This is a genomic window from Streptomyces sp. ActVer (assembly GCF_027270795.1).
GTDB lineage: Bacteria > Actinomycetota > Actinomycetes > Streptomycetales > Streptomycetaceae > Streptomyces > Streptomyces umbrinus_A.
Genome location: NZ_JAPWHT010000004.1, coordinates 17,868 through 36,787, shown reverse-complemented (window position 1 = coordinate 36,787; position 18,920 = coordinate 17,868). Strand labels below are relative to the sequence as shown.

The following is an 18,920-nucleotide window of genomic DNA, read 5'->3' as shown; positions in this document are numbered from 1 at the left end:
TCCCATGTGTTGGGATCATGTACTGGACTGCTGATCTACCGATCGACGGATCCGTTGGATTCACGGGGGGAATGGAGCTTGCCCATGGCCATGGTGGGGCTGTTCTGGATCGCCGAGGGCGATGTGTACGTGGGGGCGAAACCGTCCGGGCGCGCCCCGGGGGTGCGGCTGACGCCGGAGGGGGTCGTGTCGCTCGGTGACGGCAGCTCGGACCTGTGGCCGTGGGACGAGGTGCGTGGGCTGACGGTCGAGGATGTCCCGTTGAAGACCCTCAAACGTCGGATCAGCGTGATGGTGGACATGGTGCTGACCGTGACCAGCTTCGGCGAGACCGATGCGCCGCCGATGATGAGCGTCCTCGTCGAAGCGGCCGACGGGACCACCGATTTGACCGTGTACGCGGCGGCCTCCAGCTACTCCCAGGAGGAGTACGACCTCTCGCTGTCCCTCCTGTCCCACCTGACGGCGGGCGAGGCCACCCTGCGGGCGACGCTGGCCGCCATGGCGCAGTGGGGACGGGCGCAGGAGGACGGGTCGCCCCGGGCGGCGGAGCGGGAGGGGCTGCTGCGGGAGTGGGTCGGGGTCGGCAGCCTCTCGTGAGCGGCCGGGCGTCAGAGGTGTCGGGGCATCAGGTGCGTCCGGCTCCCCGCGATAGTGCGACGAAGACGAACTCGCGGCCCGGCCGGTCGGGGGCGTCGCGGACGTCCTCCACGATGTAGCCCTGCGCGGCCAGGTCAGCCTCGATCTCGTCCCGCTCGCGGAAACGGAGGGTCGATTCCGAGGTGAGTACCTGTCCGTCCGCGGCAAACACAAAGGTGTGGCGGAACGTCACCAACTGCCCGTCGACCTCGACCAGGTCGTCCCAGCCCTCGACCGCGCCGACGCCCGGGATCTCCGTAACTCCGTACGAGGACTCGCGGGTCCACTCCTCCCAGGCGCGCCGGGCCGGATCCCGGGTCTCGAAGACCAACCGCCCGCCGGGGCGCAGGGCTTCGTAGGCGCCCCGCAGGGTTTTCCGCCACATCTCCGGATCGGCGAACTCCTGGGCGGCGTTCGCCGTCATGGTCGCGAGGTCGGCCTGGAGCGGCGGGAGGGTGGTGCCGTCTCCGTGGACCCAGCGCACCCTTTCACCGCCGGGCTTGCCCCGGGCCACATCGAGGGACGCCGGCGCCGGGTCGACACCGACGACCTCGATCCCGCGATCGGCGAGCAGCAGCGCGAACACACCTGTCCCGCAGCCGATGTCCAGCACACACCGCGCCCCGAACTCCTCCGCGATGCGCACGTACGCGTCGAGGTCGCTCCGATCGGGATCGAGCGGGTCGTAGAGAGCGGCGAGCCGCGGATGCCTGAAGGCTTCGCCCGCCATCAGGAGTTGTGAGTACGGGTACGGAGGTGGTGCAGAAGCCCCGCGAGGCCCTGCGGGGCGGTGGCGAGGACGACGCCGGGGGTGTCGCTCTCACGGAGGCGGAGGGTTCCGTCGGGGGCGGTGGCTATGTAGAGACACTCGCCCTGCGGGCCGCCGCTGAACGTGGACTTCTGCCAGTTGAGTTCAGGCATGGGCCTGTGCGGGTGCGTGTCCTGTCGCGGCGGTGCGGATGTGGTGCAGAAGTCCCGCGAGGCCCTGCGGGGCGGTGGCGAGGATGATGTCGGGGGTGTCGCTCTCGCGGAGGCGGAGGGTTCCGTCGGGGGCGGTGGCTATGTAGAGGCAGTTGCCTTCGGGGCCACCGCTGAAGGATGACTTCTGCCAGCTGATCTCGGGCATGCGGGCCTCCCTAGAGGGTGTAGAGGAGATGCTGGATGAGGGCCAGCGAGTCCTTCACCGAGTGTGCTTCGGGGGCCAACGATACGTCGATGGGGGCGAGGGCGCTCCCGGTGAGGTGATCGAACAGGGCGGTGTACTCCAGCAGTTGCTCCCACTCCGTCAAGTAGTGCGACCTCAGGGGTGCTTCGAGCACGACGGTGCCCAACTTCGGGTTGGCGGGCACGAAGTGGGCGAAGTTGCCGCTGAGCACCGCGTAGGCCTGGGCGCTGAACGGGTAGATCTGGATCGTCACATGAGGCAGCCGAGCTAGCTCGACGAGTCGCAGCAACTGTTCTCGTACGACGTCGACGCCGCCGAACCGCATGTGCAGCGCCGCTTCGTGGATGACGGCGTGCACGGACGGCGGGTTGTCGAGCGTGAGGATGCGCTGCCGCTCCATACGGAACTTCACGCCTTCCTCGATGTTGTCGAACCCCAGCTTGGGGCTGGTGAAGATGGCGCGCGCGTAGTCGGCGGTCTGGAACAGCCCCGGGATGAACAGCGGTTCGTGCGTCCGGATGCTCACCGCCCCCGATTCCAGCTCGGCCAGGTCGAGGGCACCGGGGCCCCTGCGTTTCTTATGCGCACTCCACCAGCCTTTGCCGCTCGCCTCGGACGTGGCGACCAGTGCCGATACATAGGGCTCGTCCACGCACCCGTACACCCTGCACAGGTCGCGGAGTCGTTCCGTGAGGATCGAGGTGCGACCCAGCTCGATGTGGCTGAGCTGGCCACGGCTCATGCCAATGCGCTCGCTTGCCTCCCCGGCACTCAATCCTGCCTGTTCGCGCAGTTGTTTGAGTTCGAGGCCGAGGCGGCGCTGGCGTTCGCTGATGGTGGTCCGCAGTCCCACGTATATCTCCTTGATGGCGTGCCCAGAGTCTGCCGCCTACAAGGGAGTTGGTCCACCGCTTCGAGTGATCTGGTTGCGCATAAGAACCCAGAAGCTCTACCGTCAGTGTTGGATCAGTTACTCACTGAAGCCGTTCAACTCCCCTGCCCACAAGCCGACAGAGCACCCGCCCCTCCACCCAGGAGCGCTCGGGCAAAGCCATCGCCGGGCGCGGGCCGATCACCCCCCACCTCCCGACTGGAGTCGACGCCCATGCACCCCGCCCGCCGCGCCGCCCACCGCCCCGCGCAACTCGCCTACGAATACAGCCTGTTCGCCCCCGCGGACGCCACCGCACCCCGCGTCTGCCGGGATTTCGTACGGGCCGTCCTGTTCACGCACGACCACGAACCCCTCGTCATGCCCGCCGCCCTGTGCACCTCGGAGCTCGTCACGAACGTCCACCTGCACACCAAGGGCGCCGCCATGCTCCGGGTCCGGCTGAATCCGGCCCGTCTCCATGTGAGCGTCTTCGACGAGAGCCCCGACCCACCGGTCGTGGCGCACCCGGTGGCGGGGGTGGCCGCCTGCTGGGGGCGAGGGCTTGCCCTGGTCGAGGAGGTGGCGGATACGTGGGGCGTCGCCGTCGAGCGAGCGGGGCGGTACGCGAAGGGCGTGTGGTTCGAGCTGAGGCCGGCGGGGTGAGTCGTTTCTGCTTCATCTGTTCGAGTGAACAGCGAACGTTTCCGCAGGTGAGCCCATGTGGCTGCCTACCGTGATGGCGTTGCTTGTGCCACAAGCACGCCCAGCCCACACTTGAGGAGGTGACGCCACGATGACCGCTCTTGCGCACGAGAGGCCCGAGACCATGACCGAGATCAGGACCGAGCCTCACTGCCTGCCCGAGAACGGGCCCGGCCTTGACAAGGTCCTGTGGCAGGCATGGAAGGCCATGGAACTCCCCGAGGGCTACCGCGCTGAGATCATCGAGGGAGCCATCGAGGTGTCGCCCACCGGCCGTTATTCGCATGCTCGTGTCGTCAACCGTTTGCGGGACGCGCTGGCGGACTTCTTGCGAGGCAGTGAGCATGCTGCCTGGAATGACACAAACGTGATCCACGGGCACCGGGCGTGGATTCCGGATGGCTTCGTGGCTCCAAGGGATGAGGAGCCAGCAGCGACAGAGGATGATCTGGGCATCAAGGCCTCTGCGGTCGAACTGATCTTCGAGATCGTCTCTCCCGGCAAGCGCAGCCAGGATCGCGACCGGATCAAGAAGCGCCGCGAATACGCCCGCGCCGGCATTCCCGTGTACGTGATCATCGATGACTACGACGGTGAGGGCGCCGTCACCCTCTTCACCGGACCCCGCCCCGACAGGGCCGACTGGGAGGACATCCACCGGGTCCCCTACGGCACCGAGGTCACCATCCCCGAAGGCCCCGCCAAGGGTTTCGTCGTCACGGAGGCGATCACGGGACCTGCGCGGGCCAAGGAGTAGAGCGCCTATCTGCCCAGCGTCTGCCAGACCGTGAGTGCCAGGGCCAGGCACGACGTGGCCGCCGCCAGGGAGGGCAGGGGCCAGCGGGTGCGTTCCAGGGCCTCGATACGGGTCTCGTGTTCGTCGAGGGTCTTGTCGGTCTGGTCGACGCGCTGGAGGAGGAGCGCGAGGTCGCCCCGGGTGGTCGCGAAACCGACGTCGACCGAGCGACGCAGCCGCTCCAGCTCCAGAACGACCTCCTCCGTCTCAGTCGCTGTCATCTCGCACCTCCCGGCGATCGTCCGCATCGGTATCCGTATCGGCATCGGTTTCGGTCATCGTGCTGCTCCTCGTGCTCCTCGTTCTCTTCGGTGTTCGCGGCGCTTTCTGGCGAGGGTCGCTCGTCAGTCCCTCGGCACGCGCAGTCTGTCCCAGCTGGTGCGGCCCGGGATGCCGTCCGCCGCCGCGCCCACGTAGCCGAGCTTGCGCTGCCAGGCGGCGTACGAGAGGACGTCGGCGCGGGTCCAGACGGGGCCGGGGCCGTTCGCGTACCGGCCGCAGTCCTCGGCGACCAGCCGTCTGCCGACGGCGGTGACCAGTTCACTGCGGCGGCCCGGCACGAAGAACGCGGCGCCCGGGAAGGGCGCGTGTGCCACAGGTGTGGGGCGCGGAGTGGGCTTGTCGCCCAGCAGCGCCTCGATCCGCGCGCGCATAACCGCCATCGGGAACGACGGGTCGATCTTCCGCCGCGTCCACTCCTTGTGGGCGATCACGCTGGCCGCCGACCAGCCATGGGCACGGCACACGGCTGCCGACAGCCGCTCCACGGCGGCGAGTTGGGCCGCCGGATACGGATCGCGGCCGTTGCCCAGGTTCTCGATCTCGAAGCCGTAGAAGCGGGCGTTGCCGTCCACGGCGTCGGGCCCGGGGGCGGGGAGCGTGGACTTCTCGGCCCGTACGGCGTCCAGGACCGCGGTCGAACCCGAACCGGCGTGGTTGGTACGGCCGTACCCGAGCAGGTGCAGTGTGCCGTCCTTGGTGATCAGCCCGACGCACAGCGGGCCCGGCAGCGCCGCGGTGCCGTCGCGGCACAGGCGGAGACTGTCGGTGCCGGCGGTGTGGTGCAGCATCACGCCGTGCACCGGACCCCAGGGACCCTTGTGATTGCGGTTGTGCGTACGCCAGTTGGAGTGCTCGGAAAGGGCGACGCCCTCGCCGCGCAGCGCGCGGGCGAGGGCGTCGGCCGTCAGGGGTGTGGCCATGACGTCCTCTAGTTCACGGGGGTGACGGTCAGGAATCGGAAGGCGAACGTGGCCGTTCCCGTCGTGCACTTGTAGGCGGCGGTCGCCGTGTACGCGCTGTTCGGGGTGAGGCCGCTGACCAGGTACTGGGTGCTCGCCGAGACCTGGCCCGTACCGGTGGAGATGGCCGAGCGGCCCTCGCCGGCGGCCAGCACGACCGTCGAACCCGAACCGGCCTTGACGTTCGCCGACATGAAGCACGTACCGGTGGTGCTGTTGCTGATACGTGCGCCCACCGACACGAGCACGGAGCCGGAGGCCGGAGCCGTGAAGGCGGCGACCGAGTCGCCGGTGGAACCGGTGAGTGTCTCCACGAACGCTGTCGCGGCGGTGGTGCCGACCGTCGGGTTCGCCTTGTGGACCGGGGCGGGCGCCAGTTGGGACCAGACGCTGCCGGTGTAGTACCAGTACTGCTTCGGCGTGCTGAGCCAGCACAGCATGCCCGCCACCGGGGCGGTCACCTTGGCGTCCCGCGCGGCGCCGTCGGCGAACCGCAGCACGGTCCGGCCGTCCACGGCCTCGGCGAGCGACTGGATGTGCACGGGAATGTTCGCGGCGTCGGCCGGCTGCGGGTACGGGAGACTGCCGAGCGGAGTGAGCAGGGCCATGACGGCTTCCTCCTGGAGTTCGTGGGAGACGGGGAGTTGGGGAGTTGGGGAGCTGGGCGTTACGGGGATGGGGAGACGCGGCGCGAGGTCAGTCGCCCAGGACCGGCGGCAGCGAATCCGGGGGCATGCCGCCGTCGCCGTCGCGTGTCGTCGGGCTGTCGATCGGGACGGGATGGGCCACGTTGCCGTCCTCCTCGACGGGGTCCAGCAGCGATTCCTGCTGCGGTTCCTGCTGCGGTTCCAACAGCGGTTCCAACAGCGGTTCCTGCGCGGGCAGTTCGCTCATGCCGCACCTCCCGGTGCATTGAGCAGCTCGCGGTAGGAGACCTTGCTGCTGGTCAGGACGTCGAGCGTCGCGTTCTGCGCCTCGATCAGGGAGTACGTGCGCTGCGTGCCGTACCCCGGATCGACCGGCGGGTCCGGAGTGAGTCCGGCGTCGGACGGGACACCGTTGTAGGAGGTGCCGCGCAGGGTCAGGGTCTGCTGCGGTGCGGCGCCGGACGCACAGGTGGTGCGGATTCCGACGACCCAGGCGAGCGTGTCGAGCGTGGCGCCACTGGTGTCCACCACCCGTACGACGTCGCCGAGTTGGATGCGGGGGTCGTGCAGCACCTCCACCTCGCCGAGCACCGGCACCGGATAGCGGCCGGCGTCGAGCATGGCGAACGACAGGTCCGAGGCGGCCTGCCGCTGCTGCACCCACTCGGTCGCGGGCGCCTGGTAGACCTGCTTGCCGTAGTGGAGCTGGCTGTTGGTGTTGTACCAGGCGTACGAGCGCTGTCTGGGATCGCCGGTCCGCTTCTGCGGCACGATCTGCACGGACGGCTTGCCGTCCTTGGTGACCGTCCAGACGCTCGCCGTGCCGTGGTTGGTGAAGTGGACGATGTAGTTCGGGCCGTCGCGCCGTGCACCGACCGTCACCCTGCCCTTGACCGAGGTGCCGCCCGTCACCGCGCTGCCGAAGCGGACCCGGTGGCCCCCGATCGGAGCCACGTCGTCCTCGATCTGGAGTGGCCCGATGTCGAGCTCGTCCTCGGCGATGGCGTAGACCACCTCCACCGGGGTGCCCGGCCGGATCTCCCGTACGACGGTGTCGGTGACCGTGTCGCTGAAGGTGTGGCTGATGCCCGTCCAGTCCTGGTAGGGCTGTTCGCAGTAGTTGCGGCAGGCGTCGATCTCCTCGGAGACGGTGAGCGCGGCGATGTCCCGCCGGGTGGTCACCGTGAGATCGGGCCGCGCCGGCACCGACTGGAACCGGCTCGGCCCGCGCCAGCGGAAGACGCCCAGCTCGTCGAACTCGGCCGTGGACAGCGTGGCGCGGGCGATCTCGGTGATGGCGTCCCACTGGGAGCCGGAGACCTTGGGCAGGTCGAACAGCGGCACCGTCGCGTCGTCGAGCACCGCGCCCCTGGCCCAACGGCCCTTCTGCTCCCACTCGTCGGCCGTGTACGAGGTCAGGTCGGGCCAGGAACGGTCGGTGACCTGGAGGCATTCGACGGCCACGTCCGTCTTCAGATTGACCTGGAACAGCTCGGAGGGAGGCTGGAGGGCGGATGCCTCGGTGAAGGTGTAGGGCGCGGTCGGCGGGACGACGTACTCCCCGTCGGGTGCGGTGAGCCGCGGGTACACGGTCGCCGGAGTGCTCGCGCCGGTGGTTCCCGCCCGGGTGTCCACGGTGAACCCGAGATGCCACACCCCCTTGAGGGAGGCGAGCTTGGGAATGGTCCAGCTCGCGACCGTGCCGCCGCCGTCGACCGTGCCCGAGGTGATCTTCACGACGCCGGTCGCGAAGTACACGTTCAGCGCGTAGTTCCCGAACGCTCCAGCGCTGCGGTCGAAGACCAGCTTGAGTTCCAGTTCGCTGCCCACCGAGAGAGCGGTGTTCACATGCAGCTCGGCCTGGAACACCTTCCCGGCCACGACGAAGCGGGACCGCGGCATCCAGGACACTTCGAGTCCGGCCGCCTTCGGCATCAGAGCCGTGTCGAACGGGGCTCCGTCCCGGATCCAGGAGTACGACGCCGGGGCCGGCAGCGTCTCCGGCTGCCCGTACGAGGCGTTGAAGCCGCCGTGCAGTGAGGCGTAGAGCGCGGTGAACGGCTTGGCGGGGTCCTCGGCCACGGCCGGCCCCCGGGGCGGCGGACAGCTGTGGATGCCGCCCTGGCGCAGGAGTTCGTCCACGCACCAGGTCGCGCTCGCCACCGGACGGCCGTACCGCAGACCGTGATAGGGCCGCGGCAACTGGGCGGGTCCGCGCAGCCGCTCCGCGCCGTCCAGCGCCTGCACGGTGACGGTGTCGCTGCCCGACGCGGCAGTACGGGACCGCACTGTGCCCCGGAAGGCAGGCACCGTACGGCCGTTCGCGCCCGCCCGGTGGACGACGGACTGACCGGGGCGTACGGCGTCGCCGGTGCCGCGGCCCGCCCATGCCGAGTACAGCAGGGGCGCGGGCACGCCGTTGCCGCCGAGGAGCAGTTCCAGCTGGGCCGACGCGCTTCCGGAGAAGGCGCGCAGGGCTTCGGGCAGATCGGTGCTGTAGGCCCGCTCCACCTTCCAGGACTGGATCTGCGCGCCCAGCTCCCGGCCGCCGAGCCGGGTGGCGTGGGCCGGGGTCCGGTCCGGGGCGGCGAGGGCGGCGCCGAGCAACTCGTCTGAATCCTGCACCTGTTACACCTCCACCAGGTCGATGCTGATGTTCCGGTACGGCAGCCGGGACGCCGGGACGTCGCTGTACGCGGTCACGGTCATCGCCGGGCAGCCGTCGCCGAGCGCGTACGCGACGGGGACCGCGTCGATCGTCAGACAGGCGCCGGCCAGTCCGGCGAGTACGGCTTCCCCGGGGCCGCCGACCGGAGTGACGAAGGCGGCCTCGGCCGGAGCGGTGCCGGTGACGGAGGCGCCGGACGCGGCCGTGGTGCTCAGATACGTTCCGTCGGCGCGCTTCCAGTCCAGCTGGGCGCTCGCGAGTGCCGGGTTCCAGTCGGGTGGCACCTGCCAGGACACCCGCATACCGGGAGCCACCGGCCAGCCGGTCCACGTGCCGTGCCTCCAGCCGATCCGGGTGGTCTCCCCGAAGTCGCCGATGACGGTGTCACCGGTGTGGGGGAGCACGCCCAGGGAGCCGGACACGGTGAACCAGTGGTCGGTGCCGCCGGGTTCAGCGCTCTGGGCCGCGGCCTGGTACGGCCCGAGCAGATTGGCGGAGGCCGGGTCGATGACCACGAGCGGTCCGTACGACGGCCCCGGACTGCCTTGCAGACCGGGGCCGTTGACCCGGCGCGCGAGCCGGGTCAGGTGCTGTGCGTCACCGGGTTCGAGCCAGTCCCAGGAGAACTTGAGCCGGCGGACCGTACGCGGCGGCGCGATGGTGGTGACGCGTCCTTCGAGGGACTTGAACTCGGTGACGTTCAACTCGGCGCTGCGGTCCCAGCTCTTGGCGGCCTGGTCGATCTCCCGCAGCAGACCGGGCTTGCCGATCCACAGGTTCCTGGCCATGTCCTTGCCTCACCTCCGGGCGAGCTTGCGCTGCCCCAGCTGGACGGCGCGCGCGATGGTCTGGGAGTCCACGTCGATCTGGACGGGCCGCTCGGCGAGCGCCTCGACGGCGGCTGCGAGCCGGCGCATGCCACCGCCGGAGCCGAGCATCCGCTCCAGCTTGGACAGCGGAATGACGGCCTCGTGCTCACCGCCCTCGCCGACGAGCGCGAGCGTGCCGCCGGTACGGGCCCGTACGACGCCGCCCTTCGCGAGCTGCGGCACCGGGATGGGCGACAGGTTGAAGGCGAAGCCCCGGCCGCCGATGCCGGGCACCCAGTCCGGGATCTTGAACTTGACGCGGTTCAGGGCGCCGATGAGGACGTTGAGCCCGCGGACGAGCATCCGGGTGGGGGTCAGGAACCCGTTCACGACGCCTTTGAAGAGCGGCCCGAGGATCCTCGCGGCCGACTGCGAGGAGCTCTTGATGTGACCCCAGGCGGCGGTGAGCCCCTTGCGGACCAGGGCGGCGACCTTGTCCATGTTCACGAACTGGGCGATGAGCGGGGCGACCAGGGTCATCACCAGCCCGAACGGGTTGGAGGCCATGGCGAGGTTCAGCCCCTTCTGCGCGGTGGACGCCCCCTTGAGCCCCTTCCCGAGGCTCCCCATGGACTTCCCGCCCTTGTCGGCGTTCTTGCCGGCCCTCCCCACGGACTTCTCCACGGCGTCGGCCTGCTGCCTGACGTCCTTGAGCGCGCCCTTGGCCTTGTCGGCGGAGGACTTGAGCTTGTCGAGGGAGGTCTTGAACTTGTCGGTGGTGGACCTGGACCTGGCGAGGGAGCCATCGGCGCCCTTGGCCCCGGAGCCGGCCTTCGAGAGGCCACTGCCCGTCTGCGAGGCGGCCGTCCGCAGCCGGCCCAGCGAGGTGTTGAGCTTGTCGGAACCGCCCCGGATCCTGTCCAGCGAGGGATTGGCACCGGTGGTCGCGGTCCGCAACTGCCGTACGGAGCCGGATGCCTGGGCGGCCGCGCCGCGAAAACGTGCGAGCGCTCCGGCGGCGGTGGTGGAGCTACGCGCGAGTGACATGGGAACTCCCTGGGTCAGGCGATCTCACGCGACGCGTCGCGTACGTCCTTGGTGAGATCGTTCAGCGAACGGGAGAGGGCGATGGAGGTACTGCGCATCGCTTTCAGACGGTCGATGTCGATGCTGGTGATGGGGGCCTGGAGGGGAGGTTGGAGAGGAGATGCGGCCGAATCATTTTTCCGGGGAATTCCCGTGTCGTCTCGGGTGTATCCGCGCTTTTTCAACAGCGAGGTCGTGAGTGCTTCTTTGTCGATGATGTTACTGGCCAGGAATCCGATCACCACAGCACTGAGGGTGGACCAAGTGGCTATGGAGTTCACTTTCAAATCCTGTACGGCCTTCACCACCTCTTCCATGCCTATCAACTTGGCCCAGTTCTCGATCTGGGACGGCTCTTTCTTCGGTTCCTCCTTCGGCTTTTCCTTTGCGGTTGCTTCGAGCTTCTTCTTTATGTCGGCGACTTGGGCGTAGACGTCGTCGATTGAATGCTGAGACATGAGGAAACCTCCTCGGTCTTCCCGCCGTGGATGCTCAGAGAGCCTTGACGCAGACATGTCGAGGGCTCAATAATGGGTTGGTTCGCGTCCGAGTGGGGGGTTCGATATGTACGGTCCTGCAATACCCGTCGTCGTATTGGCGAGTGTGGTGTTCTGGTTCTCTGCTGGAATTTTCCGACGAGGCAGAGCACTGCGGAGACGCGGTATCCGCACCGACGCGAAATGCGTGGACAGGGAGAGGGATGCGAAAGGAATCAGCTTCCTCGTCATGCGGTTCGCGGCAGAAGACGGTAGGACGCTGCAGGCGAAGGTAGGACCCTTCAGGAATCCGCCCGCCCTGGTGGGGGGCATCATCGATGTGGTCTATGACCCGAAGGACCTGTCCAATGTCGAGACCCCCGGCCAGATGACGAGCGGAAGGGTGGCTCTGCCGACGGCCATAGTTTCCGGTCTGGTGCTCGCCTTCTCGCTCCTCATGCTGTTCTTCGGCGGCTGAGGAGAGAAGGGAACCGCAGTCGAAAAGCAGAGGGAGAAGCGCTGGTGTCGAAGAAGGCCGGAAAGCTAGGAAAGGGGCGTTTCGCCGCGTCCCTGGCCGTGCGGACGAGTAAAGCCAAACGGCATTCGCCGCGTGTGGTGCTGGCTTTTCCTGGGGGCAGTAGCCGTCCGTTCGAGAGCGGCGAAATCGCCGGCATGGCGCGTCGGGCCGTCACGCTCGGCGAGTTCCTGGCTCCCGGGGCGGGCGTGGAGCCCTGGATCTACACCGCGCGGGCGCACCGGTTGCCGCAACTGCTGCCGGCCAACGCCGCGGAGTGGATCGAGGACTGGGCCGTCGTACCGCCCAAGTCCCTCCTCACCAGGGACGCTTCGCCGGACAACCAGCTCCTCGCGAACACGAAGCGTTTCGGCCTCTTCGGCTTCGATGACGGGGCCGAGGCGGTCAGGGCCATCACGGCAAGTCTCCCGAAGGACGGGGACCCGACCCTGGTGCTGTTCCACGTCTGGGCGCCGGGCGATGACGGCACCCCCCTCGCCGACCAGTTGGAGGCGGCGTCCGGTTCGAACGTCTTCTGGCAGTTCCTCGGCGACCCGGACCCGGGGCATGTGCTCTGGCACCTCGACGAACTCCGGGCCGAGGCGCCGCACATCACGAACGTGAGTTTCTACCGGTGGTGGAACATGCCACAGGGCGTCCCCGAGTACCTCCTCTTCCGAGGCCCCCTGAAGCCGTTCGTGCGCTGGTGCCGTCAGCCGAAGAACTGAGCGAGCTCCAGGGCGCTGGGCTGCTGCCGCGGTACCGGCCGGGCCGCCGGCTCCTCGTGGTCCGCGCCGGGACGCGGTACGGGCTCGGGGAAGTCGATCGACTCGGCGTCCTCGTCCCGGTTGACCGTCGCGAACATCCAGTTCGCCTCGGCGAGTTGGTCGACGACGGTGGCGAGCAGGTGGTCGGTGACCGACCAGTCCGCCGACTCGCCGTGCAGTTCTCGGGCCGTCGCGCTGTCCCGCGGAAGGTGCTGGAGCAGTACCGAGAGCCGCCGCGACGACAGCAGCCCCCGGTGCCAGTCCAGCAGGTCGACGCCGTAGTGGCGGAGCAGGTCCGCCTCCAGGGCCTCGGCGTGCTCTTCTACGAGCTCGCCGAGGCTCAGTCTTCCCCCAGGCCCAGCCCCGTCTCCTTGCCGTAGGCCTCCAGGATGGCGGCGATGTCCTGCATGGTGACGTCGTGCCGCTCGAAGCGGGCGAACTGCTTCTCGCCCAGCAGGAGTTGGAGCAGCCCGTCCACGTCGTTGTCGTCGAGGTCGCGGAGTGTGTGGGCCGTGGTGCGGGTCAGCTCGGTCGGCAACTCGAAGCTGTCGTCGTCGAGCTCGAAGGTCCAGGCCCGGCCGAGCGCCTCCAGGCGCTGCGCGCGGGCCGCGTTGACGTTGAATCCGGCCATGGTGAACTCCCTTGCGGATGGGGGTGGTGCCGTGGTGTGTCGGGTGCGGGTGCGTTGTGGCTGGTCGCGCAGTTCCCCGCGCCCCTGAAAGCGGGGCTGCGCCCCTGCTTTTGTCTTTGGGGGCGCGGGGAACTGCGCGACGTGGGGGCCGGGGCGGCGGGTGGGGGAGCCCGCCGCCCCGGGTGACGAGCCCGAACAGGGCTGTCACAGAAGGCGGATCAGAGGGTGGACGGGCGGTCCGTCACAGAGCCGCGTACGCCTTGTCCTTCATGATCCACTTGGCCAGTTCGCGCTTGGTGGTCTCCGCCTCCAGCGCGGTGAAGGTGACCCCGAGCTTCACGGAACCGGTCCGCGTGAAGCCCATCTCCTCGGTCTCGGTGACCTGCCCGCGCGGCAGGATGAAGCGGTACACGGCGTCCGTGCCGTCCGTGAACTCGATGCCGAGGGCCCGCTCGTCCTTCGCGGGCGTACTCGGGATCAGGAACTCGTACGTGTCCGCCACCGCGGTACCGCCCACCGAGGTCTGGGTGATGTCGGTGGCCGGGATGCCCATGAAGAAGGAGAGCGTGCTCTTGTTCATCTGGAGCAGCTGGAACTTCACGGTCAGGTCCCGGTCGGAGTAGATGAACCGGCCCGGGCTCGCCGACTGCCAGGTGTCGACCGGGTCGATCTTGTCCTTCTTGTTGAGCTTGATGCCGTCGACGGAGGTGTATCCCAGCTCGACCCAGCCGGTCGGCCAGACGTCGTCGGACTTGGCCGGCGCGGTGTTCCCGGCGGGGGCCACCAGGACCCGGCCGGTGCCGGCGACACGGATTTCCTTGCCGTTGTTCGTTGCCATGCGAACGCCTCTTTCGAGTAAGGGACTTGAGCGGTCGTACGGTGAGCGGTCGTACGGTGAGCCGCCGGGCTCAGCCGAGCCGCAGCAGCAGCCGGATCGTGGAGCGGTAGCGGTTCGCCGCCGACCGCGTGTAGTCGGGGAGCCAGCGCGGTCCGTCGGCCTCGGAGACATCGACGACGACCGCGGAGCCGTACACCGTGTCGGCCAGTTCCAGGACGCAGGCACGGGCGGACAGTGCCACGGTGTGTGCCGTGGGCTTGTCCGGGCCGTACGCCTCCAGGTCGAGCAGCGGCTGGTCGAGATGCTGGTCGTCGATCCACGCGCCGCCCATGTGGGAGACGAGGACCACCTTCTGGGTGCCGTCGAACCCGGCAGGCGGGCGGCTGTCGACGGTGACACCGGTCAGCTCGGCCCGGTTCTTGAGGAAGTCGACGACCAGTTGCTCGGCGTCGGGGAAGGTCAGGATGGCCACATGGACGCTCCCTTCGGGAGACGGGTTTCCGGGGTCTCCGGGCGGCCTGGCCCGGGAGTTTCCGGGCAACACAAAGCGGCAGGTCCGCCGCCCGTCCTCCGGGCGCAGCTCTGCCGCTGCATCCACTGTGACACCGGTCGGAGAAACATGCAACTGGCTTATGCCGAGCGCCTATTCGGCCCGTACGCATGAGGGGTCCCGCCGCGTTGTGCGGCGGCACCCCTCGGGCGTACGACGGAATCAGCGGGACCAGCGGGTTCAGTGGGATCAGTGGTCGTGGTGCCGGGCGAGGTGTGTCGTCCGCTCGGCGGCGAAGACGTCCTCCAGGCGGAAGAGGCGCCGACGGCCCTGCGTGCCCGCGGGCCGCAGATGGCCGCGCTGCACCCACTTGCGGATGGTCGCGGTCGTGACGCCCGCCTCGTCGGCGGCCAACTGGGCAGTGATCAAAGGTGCGTTCGTGGGTCTGTTCACGTTCGTGGTTCCGGTCATGAGTGCTCGGCCTCCAGTAACCGCCCGCACACGGGATTGACGCATCTGATCTCGGCCCGCTCGGGTAACGCCCGCAGCGAGACGCAGTCGCAGGCGGGGCAGCGGCCGGGCAGCCGCACGAGCTGTTCCGGGTCGCCGAGCGCGCGGGCGCAGCGTGCGGCCATCCGCCGGGTCTCGTCCTCGACGTGCGGGGCGAGCAGCGGGTCGGCGGCGATGCGGTCCAGCAGTCCGGCGATACGGCGCAGCCGTACCGGAACGGAGGCCGGGGGCACCGGCCGCAGGCCGAGCCGTTCACGTACGGCCTCCTCCAGTTCGACGACTCCGTCGGTGATGTCCCGTACGGCGTCGGAGACGTAGAGGCGGACCGGGGCGGTCGTACCGCCGACGGGTCCGCTGTCCCGGCGCTCGCGCAGGCCTCCGTGGACCGCGGGGGACAACTCGTCGACGAGGTCCGGGAAGCGGCGGACGAGTGAGGCGATCCAGACGGCTCCACCGTGGTCTTCGCTCATCGGCTGACCTCGCACGGCCGGCGGACCGGGCGCTGATTGCAGCCGCGCAATACCGGTTCGGCAGCAGATCGCCAGGTTAGGGCTGTGGTCGTGGTGGCGGCGGCTCCGGGCGGCTGGTCGGGCACGTGCAACCCCTCTCGATCTATGGGAACATATGTTCGATGGTTGCGAGCGAGCGGACAGAGTTGCATGTTGCGAGCGCGTACGCAAGTGATTACGTTCCGTGGAGGTCGATGTGACGGCGGGTCCTCAATCCCTCCTGAGCTGCGGGAAGTTGCCGAATCTCCACAGTTACGTGCGGGCGCGCACACGTATTGGTGCGTGTGCGATCGGTACGCTGCCCCGGCGACGAGGGGAGAGCCGACTCATGGCTTCGACGAGCTCACGGGCCGGTGCCCGCGCGGACCACAACTTCCGGGCCGCGGGCCTCGACGACTTCGCCGGCTGGATCGAGGGACTGCTGCGCGCCCGGGGCTACGACATCGACAGCCCGCGCGGCGGCGGCCGTTCGAAGCTCGCGGACGACGCCGGGGTGCACCGGGCCGCCGTGAGCCGGCTGCTCCAGCGGCAGTCCATGCCCGACCTGGAGACGATGCGGCGTATCGCGGCCGTACTCGGCGTGCCGCTGCGGGAGATGCTCATCCGCTCGGGCCGGCTCACCGAGGACGACCTGCCGGTGTCGGACGGCGTGCGCCCCGCGGGCGGTGAGGACCGCCCGTGGCTGAGCGCCGAGGAGGCCGCTCTGCGCATGGGTGTCCCGCCCGAACTGCGGGAGCTGTTCGCCAAGGTGGCCCAGCAGTTCCTGCCGGACGGCGGCTGACGACGAAGGGCCCGGGGCCGGAGTGCTCGGGCCATTGGCCTGCGTGGCCTGCGGAGCCTTGAGGGAGCGCGGCATGGGAAATCCAGGAGGCGGCCCGGAAGGTGAGGCGGAACGTGTCTCCCGCCTGGTGGGCGAACTGCTCATCGGCCTCGGCGAGAAGGTCCGGTCGGCGGGACCGGAATCCGTCCGCGTCCTCACCGAGGAAGAACTCCAACGGCATCAGCTGAACTGGTTCCGCGCGGGCTGGGACGAACACGCGCGGGCGACTGTCCCGGAGGAGAACCCGGAGGGACAGGCCCTTTGGGAGGGGCAGGCCCGGCCCGGCTCCGACGTCTCCGGGCATCCCGACACCGAGGGCTTCCCAGTCCCGCCCTCCGCCCTCCTCCTCCGCTTCCCCGAACGCCCACCGGGCGACGAGGGCGGGGGCGGGGGTGGCGGCCGGGACTGACCGCAACGCGCGGCAACGGCTCAGGCGGTCTCAGTGCGCCGCTCGTAGGCCGGCAGCGCCGACCTCCCGTACGACGACGGTCGCGTTCCAGTCGGTCGCCCTGGTGTCGAGCCGTTCTGTCAAATGCCGGCAGGGTCCGGCGCGGTGTCGTCCCTGGCCGGAAGGGGTGGGCGTTTCTCCGGCGGGTAACACCGCCCACCCTCTTCCGTTATTCACGAACCCCTTGCACCTTTTGCCGTGGACCCCTTTGTCAGGGGGCCGGATCGGCGTGGGCCGGACGGCACAGTGTCGGCTCGTCGAAGATCTCGGCGAGGTCGCAGGCCAGATCGTCGTCCCAGTCGGCGGCGTCGGCGCCGGTCCAGTCCTCCACGGCGGTGACCCCCTGCTCCTTCTTCTCCACCGGCGCCACCTGAGCCGCCTGCGCCATCTGCTCGACCTGCTCCTTCTGTGTCATCTGCTCCACGGGCGGCTTCGGCGGGGCCTGGAGCCAGCTGTCGAGGTCGCGTTCCGTGTAGCTCTCGACGCAGGTGACGATCGCCTCGCGGAGCGTGCCGGTATCGGTGAGCCCGGCGAGCGCGGGCCAGTCGACGGCACACGGGTCGGGGGCGGGTTCGGGTACGGGCAGGGGCGCGGCCGGCGCCACGGCACCGGCGTCGACCGCAGAGGCCGTAGAGGCCGTCGCGGACGTACCGGCCGTCACGGCCAGGCAGCCGGCCGCCAGAAGCGGTATGAGGCATCGGGAGAGCGTGCGCATGGGGACTCCAGAGTGAGTGAGGACACGGGCGGGACGGGCTGCCTGGTTCCGGCAACTGCTCCCGGCACCTCCTCCCAGCAACTTCCGAGAGCCGCGCCACCGCAATCCGTACGCGGCCGAACAGGTGCCCGTACTGACCCGGACGTGGTGTTCTGGCCGCTTCCGCCCAGGTCCGCCCCACCCTCGCCCCCCTCGTACGACGAGCGTGTGGCCCCCTGCCCGACGGATTTCCCCCACATCACCCCGGTCTCTCCACAGGTTTCTGTTGCGATCTCGTTAGCAGTTACTCCTTGACGCACCGGGAACCCCGACGTTGGCTTTTGTCACCTGGGCCAGCACGGTTGCGCCCTCGTCCGGAAGGCACCCGAAAGTGAACAGCGCCATACGTCGTACCGCCGTAGCCGTCTCGGCTTCCACGATGACCCTCATGCTCGCCGCATGCGGAGCACTGGACGGGAGCAGTGACGGCGGCGAGGCGAGCCCGGCCAAGGGCGACGACATCACGGTGGGGCTGCTGCTGCCGGAGAAGTCGAACTCGCGCTACGAGAAGTTCGACTACCCGATCATCAAGGAGAAGGTCGAGACGCTGACCGACGGCAAGGGGAAGGTCGTCTACGAGAACGCCGAGCAGGACGCGGCCGAGCAGAACAAGCAGCTCGCGCGGATGGTGGCCGACAAGGTCGACGTACTCCTCGTGGACGCGGTGGACTCCAAGGCCATCGCCTCCGGGGTGAAGCAGGCCAAGGAGGCGGGGATTCCCGTCATCGCGTACGACAGGCTGGCCGAGGGGCCGATCGACGCGTACGTCTCGTTCGACAACGAGGCGGTCGGCCAGGTGCAGGGCCGGGCCCTCGCCGACGAGCTCAACGGCGGCAAGTCGCAGAAGATCGTCATGATGAACGGCGCGGTGACGGACCCGAACGCCGCCCAGTTCAAGGACGGCGCCCTCGGCGAGCTCAAGGGCAAGGTGACCATCGCCAAGTCGTACGACACCAAGGACTGGAAGCCGGCCAACGCCCGGGCCAACATGATGGCCGCGATCTCCTCCATCGGCGCCGACAACATCGCCGGGGTGTACTCCGCCAACGACGGCATGGCCGGCGGCATCATCTCCGCGCTGAAGGCGGCCGGGGTCACCGACCTGCCGCCGATCACCGGCCAGGACGCCGAGCTGGACGCGGTGCAGCGCGTCGTCACCGGCGACCAGTTCATGAGCGTCTACAAGCCGTACCCGCAGGAGGCCGAGACCGCCGCCGAGATGGCCGTGGCCGTCGTCCGCGGATTCGGCATCGAGTTCGACTCCCTGACGCCCGACAAGGCCACCAGCCCCACGAAGAAGAACATCCCGTCCAACCTCCTCCAGGTCTCCGCCCTGACCAAGAACACCATCAAGTCGACGGTCCTCCGGGACGGCATCTACACGGCCGACCAGATCTGCACGGCCAAGTACAAAGCGGCCTGCGACTCCCTCGGCATCAAGTAGCGCTTTGTGCGGTGCGTGGTCGACGCGCGTAACCGGGATGGTTCAGGGGGTTTCCCACATCTGTGGAAAAACCCCTGAACCTCTCGGCCCAC

General features: G+C 69.0%; 27 protein-coding genes. 8 read left to right on the top strand and 19 right to left on the bottom strand.

All coding sequences use genetic code 11. The features are described from left to right. Positions 1 to 84: 84 nt before the first annotated feature. Entirely contained in the window at positions 85 to 600 is a 516-nt protein-coding gene (locus O3Q52_RS01440) for a hypothetical protein (protein WP_269646928.1), read from the top strand. A 28-nt stretch (positions 601 to 628) separates the two neighbouring features. Here the strand turns inward: O3Q52_RS01440 and O3Q52_RS01435 are convergent, their stop codons facing one another. The 4 genes from O3Q52_RS01435 to O3Q52_RS01420 are packed head-to-tail and all read right to left on the bottom strand — an operon-like array spanning position 629 to position 2,657. Continuing rightward, positions 629 to 1,369: a bifunctional 2-polyprenyl-6-hydroxyphenol methylase/3-demethylubiquinol 3-O-methyltransferase UbiG gene (locus O3Q52_RS01435; protein ID WP_269646927.1), complete on the bottom strand. Its 741-nt coding sequence runs from the start codon at positions 1,367 to 1,369 to the stop codon at positions 629 to 631. Then, positions 1,369 to 1,560 (bottom strand): DUF397 domain-containing protein, encoded by a 192-nt coding sequence (locus O3Q52_RS01430; protein WP_269646926.1) that lies wholly within the window; start codon positions 1,558 to 1,560, stop codon positions 1,369 to 1,371. The genes O3Q52_RS01435 and O3Q52_RS01430 overlap by 1 nt, the downstream gene beginning before the upstream one ends. Beyond that, positions 1,553 to 1,765 (bottom strand): DUF397 domain-containing protein, encoded by a 213-nt coding sequence (locus tag O3Q52_RS01425; protein WP_269646925.1) that lies wholly within the window; start codon positions 1,763 to 1,765, stop codon positions 1,553 to 1,555. Before O3Q52_RS01425 ends, O3Q52_RS01430 begins: the two co-directional genes overlap by 8 nt. Positions 1,766 to 1,775: 10 nt before the next feature. After that, a complete protein-coding gene (locus O3Q52_RS01420; protein ID WP_269646924.1) occupies positions 1,776 to 2,657 on the bottom strand; it encodes a helix-turn-helix transcriptional regulator in 882 nt (293 codons plus the stop codon). A 252-nt stretch (positions 2,658 to 2,909) separates the two neighbouring features. On the opposite strand from O3Q52_RS01420, the gene O3Q52_RS01415 reads away from it, so the two are divergent. Both O3Q52_RS01415 and O3Q52_RS01410 read left to right on the top strand, forming a co-directional pair. Beyond that, complete coding sequence (locus O3Q52_RS01415; RefSeq protein WP_269646923.1) at positions 2,910 to 3,341, top strand: ATP-binding protein; 432 nt, start codon at positions 2,910 to 2,912, stop codon at positions 3,339 to 3,341. 130 nt (positions 3,342 to 3,471) lie between these two features. Beyond that, the gene (locus tag O3Q52_RS01410; RefSeq protein ID WP_269646922.1) at positions 3,472 to 4,137 is read left to right on the top strand and encodes a Uma2 family endonuclease; all 666 of its coding nucleotides are present in this window, start codon (positions 3,472 to 3,474) and stop codon (positions 4,135 to 4,137) included. Between the two features lie 5 nt (positions 4,138 to 4,142). On the opposite strand, the gene O3Q52_RS01405 is transcribed toward O3Q52_RS01410, so the two are convergent. The 8 genes from O3Q52_RS01405 to O3Q52_RS01370 form a co-directional block, all read right to left on the bottom strand. Further along, the gene (locus O3Q52_RS01405; protein WP_269646921.1) at positions 4,143 to 4,397 is read right to left on the bottom strand and encodes a hypothetical protein; all 255 of its coding nucleotides are present in this window, start codon (positions 4,395 to 4,397) and stop codon (positions 4,143 to 4,145) included. 123 nt (positions 4,398 to 4,520) lie between these two features. Beyond that, positions 4,521 to 5,378 carry a peptidoglycan-binding protein gene (locus O3Q52_RS01400; RefSeq protein ID WP_269646920.1) on the bottom strand — a complete coding sequence of 286 codons (858 nt, stop codon included), beginning with the start codon at positions 5,376 to 5,378 and terminating at the stop codon, positions 4,521 to 4,523. A gap of 8 nt (positions 5,379 to 5,386) precedes the next feature. Further along, positions 5,387 to 6,025, bottom strand: coding sequence for a hypothetical protein (locus tag O3Q52_RS01395; protein WP_269646919.1), 639 nt, complete (start codon positions 6,023 to 6,025; stop codon positions 5,387 to 5,389). Between the two features lie 88 nt (positions 6,026 to 6,113). Continuing rightward, positions 6,114 to 6,311 (bottom strand): hypothetical protein, encoded by a 198-nt coding sequence (locus O3Q52_RS01390; protein WP_269646918.1) that lies wholly within the window; start codon positions 6,309 to 6,311, stop codon positions 6,114 to 6,116. Next, entirely contained in the window at positions 6,308 to 8,689 is a 2,382-nt protein-coding gene (locus O3Q52_RS01385) for a hypothetical protein (protein WP_269646917.1), read from the bottom strand. The genes O3Q52_RS01390 and O3Q52_RS01385 overlap by 4 nt, the downstream gene beginning before the upstream one ends. A 3-nt stretch (positions 8,690 to 8,692) precedes the next feature. Beyond that, the gene (locus O3Q52_RS01380) at positions 8,693 to 9,520 is read right to left on the bottom strand and encodes a hypothetical protein (RefSeq protein ID WP_269646916.1); all 828 of its coding nucleotides are present in this window, start codon (positions 9,518 to 9,520) and stop codon (positions 8,693 to 8,695) included. Positions 9,521 to 9,529: 9 nt separating this feature from the next. Next, positions 9,530 to 10,588, bottom strand: a complete 1,059-nt coding sequence (locus O3Q52_RS01375; RefSeq protein WP_269646915.1) for a hypothetical protein — start codon at positions 10,586 to 10,588, stop codon at positions 9,530 to 9,532. Positions 10,589 to 10,602: 14 nt separating this feature from the next. Beyond that, positions 10,603 to 11,085: a hypothetical protein gene (locus tag O3Q52_RS01370; protein WP_269646914.1), complete on the bottom strand. Its 483-nt coding sequence runs from the start codon at positions 11,083 to 11,085 to the stop codon at positions 10,603 to 10,605. Positions 11,086 to 11,425: 340 nt separating this feature from the next. Between O3Q52_RS01370 and O3Q52_RS01365 the strand changes: the two genes are divergently transcribed. Further along, positions 11,426 to 11,581, top strand: coding sequence for a hypothetical protein (locus O3Q52_RS01365; protein ID WP_269646913.1), 156 nt, complete (start codon positions 11,426 to 11,428; stop codon positions 11,579 to 11,581). 194 nt (positions 11,582 to 11,775) lie between these two features. Beyond that, positions 11,776 to 12,345, top strand: a complete 570-nt coding sequence (locus tag O3Q52_RS01360) for a VWA domain-containing protein (protein ID WP_269646912.1) — start codon at positions 11,776 to 11,778, stop codon at positions 12,343 to 12,345. Here the strand turns inward: O3Q52_RS01360 and O3Q52_RS01355 are convergent. The 6 genes from O3Q52_RS01355 to O3Q52_RS01330 all read right to left on the bottom strand — a co-directional run bounded on the left by O3Q52_RS01355 (position 12,330) and on the right by O3Q52_RS01330 (position 15,323). Then, complete coding sequence (locus O3Q52_RS01355; RefSeq protein ID WP_269646948.1) at positions 12,330 to 12,677, bottom strand: hypothetical protein; 348 nt, start codon at positions 12,675 to 12,677, stop codon at positions 12,330 to 12,332. The two genes, O3Q52_RS01360 and O3Q52_RS01355, sit on opposite strands and share 16 nt — an antisense overlap. A gap of 47 nt (positions 12,678 to 12,724) precedes the next feature. Then, positions 12,725 to 13,015 carry a hypothetical protein gene (locus tag O3Q52_RS01350; protein ID WP_269646911.1) on the bottom strand — a complete coding sequence of 97 codons (291 nt, stop codon included), beginning with the start codon at positions 13,013 to 13,015 and terminating at the stop codon, positions 12,725 to 12,727. A 241-nt stretch (positions 13,016 to 13,256) separates the two neighbouring features. After that, entirely contained in the window at positions 13,257 to 13,853 is a 597-nt protein-coding gene (locus O3Q52_RS01345) for a phage tail protein (RefSeq protein ID WP_269646910.1), read from the bottom strand. Positions 13,854 to 13,923: 70 nt separating this feature from the next. Continuing rightward, positions 13,924 to 14,325, bottom strand: coding sequence for a hypothetical protein (locus O3Q52_RS01340; protein ID WP_269646909.1), 402 nt, complete (start codon positions 14,323 to 14,325; stop codon positions 13,924 to 13,926). A gap of 267 nt (positions 14,326 to 14,592) precedes the next feature. Further along, a complete protein-coding gene (locus O3Q52_RS01335; protein WP_269646908.1) occupies positions 14,593 to 14,814 on the bottom strand; it encodes a helix-turn-helix domain-containing protein in 222 nt (73 codons plus the stop codon). Further along, positions 14,811 to 15,323: a hypothetical protein gene (locus tag O3Q52_RS01330; RefSeq protein ID WP_266762184.1), complete on the bottom strand. Its 513-nt coding sequence runs from the start codon at positions 15,321 to 15,323 to the stop codon at positions 14,811 to 14,813. The genes O3Q52_RS01335 and O3Q52_RS01330 overlap by 4 nt, the downstream gene beginning before the upstream one ends. Positions 15,324 to 15,690: 367 nt before the next feature. On the opposite strand from O3Q52_RS01330, the gene O3Q52_RS01325 reads away from it, so the two are divergent. Continuing rightward, positions 15,691 to 16,143, top strand: coding sequence for a helix-turn-helix transcriptional regulator (locus tag O3Q52_RS01325; RefSeq protein ID WP_269646907.1), 453 nt, complete (start codon positions 15,691 to 15,693; stop codon positions 16,141 to 16,143). 73 nt (positions 16,144 to 16,216) lie between these two features. Further along, positions 16,217 to 16,591, top strand: coding sequence for a hypothetical protein (locus O3Q52_RS01320; RefSeq protein WP_269646906.1), 375 nt, complete (start codon positions 16,217 to 16,219; stop codon positions 16,589 to 16,591). Between the two features lie 250 nt (positions 16,592 to 16,841). Here O3Q52_RS01320 and O3Q52_RS01315 read toward each other — a convergent pair whose 3' ends face one another. Beyond that, positions 16,842 to 17,345: a hypothetical protein gene (locus O3Q52_RS01315; protein WP_269646905.1), complete on the bottom strand. Its 504-nt coding sequence runs from the start codon at positions 17,343 to 17,345 to the stop codon at positions 16,842 to 16,844. A 370-nt stretch (positions 17,346 to 17,715) separates the two neighbouring features. On the opposite strand from O3Q52_RS01315, the gene O3Q52_RS01310 reads away from it, so the two are divergent. Beyond that, a complete protein-coding gene (locus O3Q52_RS01310; RefSeq protein ID WP_269646904.1) occupies positions 17,716 to 18,828 on the top strand; it encodes a sugar ABC transporter substrate-binding protein in 1,113 nt (370 codons plus the stop codon). Positions 18,829 to 18,920 lie beyond the last annotated feature (92 nt).